The sequence below is a fragment of the Bradyrhizobium sp. 31Argb genome, from assembly GCF_043638955.1.
Lineage (GTDB): Bacteria > Pseudomonadota > Alphaproteobacteria > Rhizobiales > Xanthobacteraceae > Bradyrhizobium.
Genome location: NZ_JBEGDB010000353.1, coordinates 1 through 7052, shown reverse-complemented (window position 1 = coordinate 7052; position 7052 = coordinate 1). Strand labels below are relative to the sequence as shown.

The 7052-nt window shown below is 60.2% G+C and carries 8 protein-coding genes and 1 pseudogene; 3 read left to right on the top strand and 6 right to left on the bottom strand.

All coding sequences use genetic code 11. From position 1 onward, the window contains the following. Positions 1 to 189 precede the first annotated feature (189 nt). The 4 genes from AAFX91_RS37165 to AAFX91_RS37150 all read right to left on the bottom strand — a co-directional run bounded on the left by AAFX91_RS37165 (position 190) and on the right by AAFX91_RS37150 (position 3931). A complete protein-coding gene (locus AAFX91_RS37165) occupies positions 190 to 1074 on the bottom strand; it encodes a relaxase/mobilization nuclease domain-containing protein (RefSeq protein ID WP_394569821.1) in 885 nt (294 codons plus the stop codon). A gap of 185 nt (positions 1075 to 1259) precedes the next feature. Further along, positions 1260 to 1778 (bottom strand): plasmid mobilization protein, encoded by a 519-nt coding sequence (locus AAFX91_RS37160; protein ID WP_394569820.1) that lies wholly within the window; start codon positions 1776 to 1778, stop codon positions 1260 to 1262. Positions 1779 to 2199: 421 nt separating this feature from the next. Then, a complete protein-coding gene (locus tag AAFX91_RS37155) occupies positions 2200 to 3180 on the bottom strand; it encodes a ParB/RepB/Spo0J family partition protein (protein ID WP_394569819.1) in 981 nt (326 codons plus the stop codon). Beyond that, positions 3170 to 3931, bottom strand: coding sequence for a ParA family protein (locus tag AAFX91_RS37150; protein ID WP_394569818.1), 762 nt, complete (start codon positions 3929 to 3931; stop codon positions 3170 to 3172). The genes AAFX91_RS37155 and AAFX91_RS37150 overlap by 11 nt, the downstream gene beginning before the upstream one ends. Before the next feature lie 795 nt (positions 3932 to 4726). Between AAFX91_RS37150 and AAFX91_RS37145 the strand changes: the two are divergent. Both AAFX91_RS37145 and AAFX91_RS37140 read left to right on the top strand, forming a co-directional pair. Then, positions 4727 to 4931: pseudogene (locus AAFX91_RS37145) on the top strand (WGR domain-containing protein). A 106-nt stretch (positions 4932 to 5037) separates the two neighbouring features. After that, a complete protein-coding gene (locus AAFX91_RS37140; RefSeq protein ID WP_394569817.1) occupies positions 5038 to 5343 on the top strand; it encodes an HU family DNA-binding protein in 306 nt (101 codons plus the stop codon). 18 nt (positions 5344 to 5361) lie between these two features. Here the strand turns inward: AAFX91_RS37140 and AAFX91_RS37135 are convergent, their stop codons facing one another. Both AAFX91_RS37135 and AAFX91_RS37130 read right to left on the bottom strand, forming a co-directional pair. Further along, the gene (locus AAFX91_RS37135) at positions 5362 to 5505 is read right to left on the bottom strand and encodes a hypothetical protein (protein WP_167353968.1); all 144 of its coding nucleotides are present in this window, start codon (positions 5503 to 5505) and stop codon (positions 5362 to 5364) included. Between the two features lie 62 nt (positions 5506 to 5567). Then, complete coding sequence (locus AAFX91_RS37130; protein ID WP_018273795.1) at positions 5568 to 5879, bottom strand: DUF736 domain-containing protein; 312 nt, start codon at positions 5877 to 5879, stop codon at positions 5568 to 5570. 556 nt (positions 5880 to 6435) lie between these two features. Here AAFX91_RS37130 and AAFX91_RS37125 point away from each other — a divergent pair. Next, a complete protein-coding gene (locus tag AAFX91_RS37125; protein WP_394569816.1) occupies positions 6436 to 6759 on the top strand; it encodes a hypothetical protein in 324 nt (107 codons plus the stop codon). Positions 6760 to 7052 lie beyond the last annotated feature (293 nt).

Genomic DNA, 7052 nt, shown 5'->3' with positions numbered 1-7052 from the left:
CTCTTGCCACCCGAAAACTTGCCCATCCTCGAATGGCTCGGTATCAAAACGTCAAAATCACTGCGATGAACAACTAGGCCATTCTGAAGCTGGCGTCTGCCCGCCCTAACCTTTCCCGCCATTGAAGCAAACGAAGCGTGTTCGAGATATCAAACCTCGCTCGGGGAGTGTCTGATCCTCCGGGTCAAGTTACCTTGTCCGCTCATTGTCTCGCTTGTGACCGCGCAGGTCGGCATCGATCCCCTGATCCGCGCTGCGGCGCCAGCGTTCGGTGAGCTCGGCAAGCTGATCGTTCAACACCTGACGCCGAGTTACGACAGCGGGCATGTCCTTGACGAATTGCCGAATCTGGCGCGCGAGCTCGTGATCTGCTGCCGCTCCGGAGCGCTGTACCTCGGCGGCATACTCGAGATAACGCCGCCTGATTGCCTCCTGACGGAACTTAATCTGTTCATCCCAAGGATGCTTGGCAGTCCTGCCGCCCCTCACCTCCGAAAGCACTTCCTTACGGACGAGTTGATCGACATCGGGCGTGATCTTTCGCTTGCGCATAGCGAGGACCGCCCCGCGATCAGCCTTTCGGACGCGTCCGCGGGTTCGTCGCGGCGTTGCCTCCGCCGCGATCCCGCGAAGCCGGAGTTCGCCAGCAAATCGTTCTCGCCAGGCCTGAAGATCCGCCTTGCGCGGGTTGAGGCGCTTGCCGTCATGGCCCAGCGACCGAACGGTCAAGTGCACGTGGGGATGCTTGTCGTCGAGGTGCTGAACGAAGACGTAGTCGTGGTTGTAGCCGAACGTCTCGATGGCAAACGCCCGAGCTGAATCCTTGACGGCGACGGCATCGGTGCCAGCCGGCATCGACAGAATGATGTTGACCGAGAGCGACCCATCGCGGCGGCGCTTGTCATCGAGACCGGCATCATCCTCCCAGCGTTGCTGCAAATCTTTCAATCCGGAACGACCCGTCAGAACCGCGCCCTGCTCAGTTTCCGCCTCAAGTTGACCGTTTCGCGTGATGTATGCGAGGTGCGACTTGAGATGAGCCACGCCTTTGGTGCGACCGGTGATCTTGACCATCACCTCTGGTGCTCGTCGCACGATGCGTTCGAGCTTTGCACGCATCGCTGGCGTAAGGCGGCCGGGAGCGGCCGGATCGGGGATATCCCACTCAGCCCGCCGCGGGCGCCGATTGGGCGTTTCCCAGACATACGAGATCGGCGGAAGCTCGGAGGCCAGGTCAGGCGGCCGTGACGGGCGCCGGCTCATCGCCGTCCATCCCAATAATCCGCGTTGCCGTGAAGCGAGCTACGCAATTGCGCGAGCTCTCTTTCGATCACCAATTTGGCCTCTTCAATCGCGGACAGATCGGATTCGACCGCCCTGCCCTGCAGCACACTGGTGTTTGCGGCACGCGCAATCTGATTGATGTTGCCGCCGATCCTGTTGAGCTCGCGCACGATCGCGCGGAGCGCCTCGTGCTCGTGCGGGGAATGCTGCACCGGTGACCCCAACCGAGAGCGCACCAACGCAACGATCCAGCCGGTTCGCGTCATACCACGCTGATGTGAGACTTCCGCGAGTTGCCGCATCTCGCTCTCGCGAAATCGCACCGTCACCTTCTCCGGCCGTCCGACCGGCAACGCCAAGATGCGCGGTGCTGGTGCAGCCAGTGCATCAGCGATGAGGCGCCGCAGCAGCGCGGATTTGCCGCCCCGGGTAGCTGCAAGAACGGAGAACTGCGTCGCGACTTCGTCGGAGACACGAAGCGAGATCAGAGCCATGCATTCCAATCCCAATCGTGGTGTAATACATCGCTGGCGCGAAGCCTATCCTGCACTAGAAAGCGACAATCCTTCCCCCTCCATGTTGGTTCAAACCATCGCGCTCGGCAGTCAAGACTCGGCAGTCGCTGCAAGTGAGATCCAACCCCACCGACCATCGATGAGGAGTGCACTTCCGGGAATGACGTAGCCGCCACCCCTAATGCTTGTACTCCAGGGACGCCAGGCGCGCAGATCGGCAACATTCGCACCGAATATGTGGGCCGCGGCTTTCCAGCAGCCTCCGGCCTCTCTACAGCGCTGTGGGGCGCGCGTTCGGCCTCCGGCTGCTGCGCTAACGCGCCATCCTTCGGATGGGAAATCCGCTCCGCCGGCGAACCAACTGCAGCAGACTTTCTGAGGAGGCTGTCTAAGACCAGCTTCATGCGACAAGGAACTCTTCGATTGTGATGGTCGATGCTGGAACCTCTTCCGCTGCTTCTGCGCCATCGATCAGCAGCACGGCATGTCGCGAGCCTTGAGACGCGAGTCGATCGATCAGAAGACGGCCCGTGCGATCTAGGTGACGCACTCTGATCGTCAGCGATGTACTCATTCGCTCGTTCCGATCGGCCGAAGAGTTCGGGCGCTTTTCCGCTCTCGCCGTCTCACGGCCTCTCTCCATGGGTTGCGATGCCACTTGCGGTGCGACCGAACTTCGCGGGGGTTGAGCTCCAGGGGCCCCTTCGCCATCAGCAGGGGAACCGCGGGCTTTCGTGCGAACTTGCCGAGCCAGTTGGCGGGCGTGCGCGTCGGTGAAGCTCTCCTGTGCTGCGCAAAAAGTCTCAATCGCGTTGGGCTGCTCACGCCAAGCCTGGTAGAGCTCATACACAGCACGGATTGATGAGCCTGCAAGTTTCGACCGAAGGAACTCCGGCATATTCTGGACCGACGCGTAGCGAGACACCCAGTCCCTAGGCTTGCCTAGCTTGCGCGAGATGTCGGCTTGGTTGTCACCCTGCTCCAAGCGGTCCGCGATGAACGCCGCTATTTCGGGGGCATTGAGGTCATCGCGCTGGATATTCTCGATCATCTGAACGTAACGATCCGCAGCACCAGCCGCATGAATGAAAGCGGGAATGTCACGGAGCCCGGCGCGCTTAGCAGCACGATACCGCCTCGCACCCATGACGATCACGTACCGGCCTTCCTCGGTCGCTTGCCGCAAAACGATCGGTTGCAGCACTCCATGCTGACGGACCGATTCCGCAAGCTCGTCAAGTTTCTGCTCGTCGAAGCCGCGACGGGGCTGGTCCGGATCTTCGTCAATACGGTCGATAGATATGCAGGTCGGTTGCCCGATTGCGGCGGCACCATCTTCCGCGGCGGCGATGAGCTGCTTGAAGCTGAGATCAAGCGCCATGGGCCGTCTCGTCCATCTGCGCGACGATCTTGGCGAGAACATCGCGGATTTCGCGACCAGCCTCCTGCGCGGAGCGGCGCTTCAGCTTCCAGACCGGCAGGCGTTCCGCAACCGCTTCAGCGTAGCCGTCCCTTGCAACGATCTGGCCCGGAAACACATATTTGCCAGCCTCGCGCAAGAGTTGCTCGAGATGCGTCCTTTGACGCGGCGATTTCGTGTTGAAGTTCGAAGGTAGCAGCCCTAGGAACTTCGTATCCTGGCGGCCATAACGCCTCTGCACGCCGATCACGGTCTGCATCAGACCCTTGACGCCCTTAATCGAATAGTCCTCCAGATAGATCGGAGCCAGCACATGCGACGCCGCAACCAAACAGCCGACACTGCGCAGCCCAAGTGATGGCGGCGTATCGATGACGCAGGCGTCGAACCGATCCGACGCGATAGCGAGATTCTCTTGCAGCGTCGTTATGGCGACCGCATTGCTGCGATCGAGATCGGTCAGCGAGCTATCGGCCGGCGCGAGCGTCAGGCCTTCGTCGCCTCGAGGTACGACCCGTATCCCGGGCTTGAACAAATCCGCGGCCAACGTTGAACCTGCGTATTGTCTCAACGTATCCGACGCATTGCTCTGCGCATCAACGTCGATCACGAGAACGCGGAGATTCGTTTCCGCCATGAACCAGGCCAAATGCACAGCAAGAGTCGTCTTGCCGACCCCGCCCTTTTGATTGTTGATGACAATGGTCTTCATATTAAGGTCCGAATGGGCCTGACGGCGCGAGAGTCGTATCCTCGTCCGTCATGACGTGGGGGATGTTGGTTTGAACCAACAGCGATTGCGAATCCGATCGTGGGAACGATCCCGGAATTCATCCAGCGAATCCCCTGCCAGAAGAGTCAGGTCACTCCATAGCCATCGGGGGAGTGAATTCTCGGAAGCGAGACTGGGCTCATGCTCGTTGCTGGGGCACTGCGACACGGTCGCGAGAGGATCGTCACGCGAATGCGCGGAGACCGCTTGTGGGCTCCGGGAGCGTCGCCGCGCCGGCGCGAGTAGAGCCGTCCCCGGAGGGGCTCGCCCAAGCGGACACCGCTGCAAGAGTGCAGAAGCTGGAACGATTTCTTCTATGCAAGGGCCATCGACATCGGAGGAAATACGTTCTGTGCATCGCGAGGAACATTCGTGTCGTCCCTCTCGAGGCCTGCTGCTGTAGCGACAAAGCGCCGACACTGCCAAAAACTGGCCGTAGGAAGCTTTGAATCAAGGGCCGATCTCTTGCGGCCGGCTGTTGTGATAAAGACTGGGGCAGTTGCAAGATTGGCGTTGCGACGCGCGCGTCCCGAAAGCGAAGTCTCCGTTGGGGGAAGAATTTAATCGGCAACGGGTCCCGGTATTTCCGGAGCAACTGACCTATCGAATGAATCGATCTGCCTGGTCGATTCATAAAACCCATTGGACGGCATTTGCGAAGGAAGCAAGAATCCGTCCGTGCCGAAGCCCAAACCAGAACCGCTTCATCTGCGCCGCATCGATCCCGCGTGCAATATGCGGCGGTTCTATGCGCTGTCCACGCAGCCGACCTTGTTCGGAGAAATGTCGCTGATCCGCAATTGGGGCCGGATCGGCACGAATGGCCAGAACCATGATACAGACCTTCGATGGCAGTGCAGAAGCGATCGAAGCGTTCCGACGGTTGGAGCGTGTCAAGCGGAGGCGCGGTTACGCTGAAGTGGACGAAAAGCTGCCATAGTCTCGGAATTGTTCGGGGACTGCGGCTCCGCCTGTGATATCGGCTCTATCTGTTCCACTGCTTCGATGTCAGACGAGCAAAATCGAAACAAGATGGAGCTCGCCTCATGACTACTGCCAATGAGATCGCCGAAAGGATTGCAGCCGAGAACGATCTGACAAAAGCTCAGGCGAAAACAATCGTCGACAGCGTGTTCAAGGCGATCGCTGATGCGGCCGCGAGCGGAGCCGAGACGAGTCTTCCCGGGTTCGGCAAGTTCAAGGTCAAGGATAGCCCCGCCCGTGAGGGCCGCAATCCGTCGACCGGCGCAACGATTGCGATTGCAGCTTCCAAGAAGCTGACCTTTACGCCGGCCAAAGCCATCAAGGATGTTCTCAACGGAGCAGCGGCCCCGAGCGAAGGTGCGACGTAAGACGCAAGACGAGGGGGCTTATGCCCCCTCCTCGGCTGCGAGCGCTTCGTTGCGTTGGCGGATGAGTTCGGCCAGCTCGCGTTCGAGCGCCTTGCGCTCCGCTGGCGTGAATACGCATTCGCGCAGTTCGGCGCGCAATTCTTCAATGGTGTCGATGGTCATGATCGAATCTCCTGTCGAAGGGAAGCAGGCCCCGCCTTGCGGCGGAGCCCGCTAGCTGAGCTTCAGTCCCGGTTCGGCCTGGACCAGATCAGCTGGAGGCCTTCGGCACCCTCGACCTCGGTCAGGGTGGCGTAGATCGGAGCGGGGAAGCTCGGATCGTCCAGCTTGACCGAGAGGTAGTCGCGCTCGGTGTCCTTGGCGGTCTTCTGCCAGGCCGCGCCCAACTCGACGTTGCCCGAGTAGATGCGGAAATGCGGTCCCTTGTCGGAAGGATTTTCGACGCGGATCAGCTTGGCCTTGACGTTGAGGTTGAGCGTCTTGATCGCGCCGGAAAAGCCATTGCCCGTGGAGGTAAAGGTGCCGATGGTAGCCATTCTCTCATTCCCTTGGTTTTCTCGGGCCGCGCCTATCGCGACCTCGATGGCGGTCGTGAGACCGGAGGCGATCGACCTGCACCCAGAGGGCCGAAATGAAATGGAGGGCGGCCGGCAGCGACTTTCTTGGACCGCGAGGAATGGTGCGCAGCGCCAGGGGAAGAAAGTCGAGGACGGACGTTGCGGGGACAAGATCGAGAGCCCGCGAAGCGGGATCGGCCTTCGGTCAGACCAGCCTCAATCGAGGACGCAGATGGGTGCGCCCATCGCGAAAACACATGGAATGAAGACAGGCGGCCCTAATCGGTTCAGCCATTCAGATCTCAAGGCAACTGGCGCTGCAGCAAAACATAGTTCACCTTGGCCAGGCACCTAGACCACGCGTCGTCACCCGCAATGGAGATCGTCGCTATCGGCAAACTCGGCGCGTCAGTCGAAGTTGCCATCGCAAGATTGATCACAAGGCTGGCGACGTGTCCGCCATGTGGATGCAACATCGCCCTCCGCATCCGAGCCGCCCACCCTGCGAGGCATCAAGGTACTGGCGGGAGTGGACATGGCGGTCATCGAGTCGGTCTATCGTCGCAGAACTCGGGAATGTGATTTAAAGTCGATCTGCACCTCCTATCGGGGAAGGACAAAGACGATGTCGGAAATCGCATGGCGTCGAGACGGAATCGACCCTGGCTGGTTCATCGCCGAAGGCGTCGGATCAATCCGAAGCACGGCAAGCTATGGGAAGCCCGGAGGGTGGTGGTTCCTCCCCGCCTGGCTGCCTGACACTGGCGAGAACGACATCGGCCCGTTCAAGACAAAGACTGCCGCGCTAAAGGAGGCGCAACGCCTCTCGGCTGCCAAAGATCTAGCGGCCCAGAAGTAATCGCGGTTTGTGAACTCCTGCGTTCCTACCGGAACATGCTTGCGCTCAACCGGCGTCAGCGCGCCTTGAATGCCGGTCCCAAGAACCAGTTCATCAACGCGCTTGGCGGGGTGGTCGAGCGAGACAGCCAGTACGTCGGCAGAGCTAGGTCTGCGGATCCAATACTAGGTTCTTTCGCTTCTATCGGCAGAAAGGACTTGCAAGACAGCGGCCTATTTGCATGTTTCGCGGGATCGTGAGCACGGATTTCAGGGGATCGTGAGCAGAGATTTCAGACGATCGTGAGCACGGAT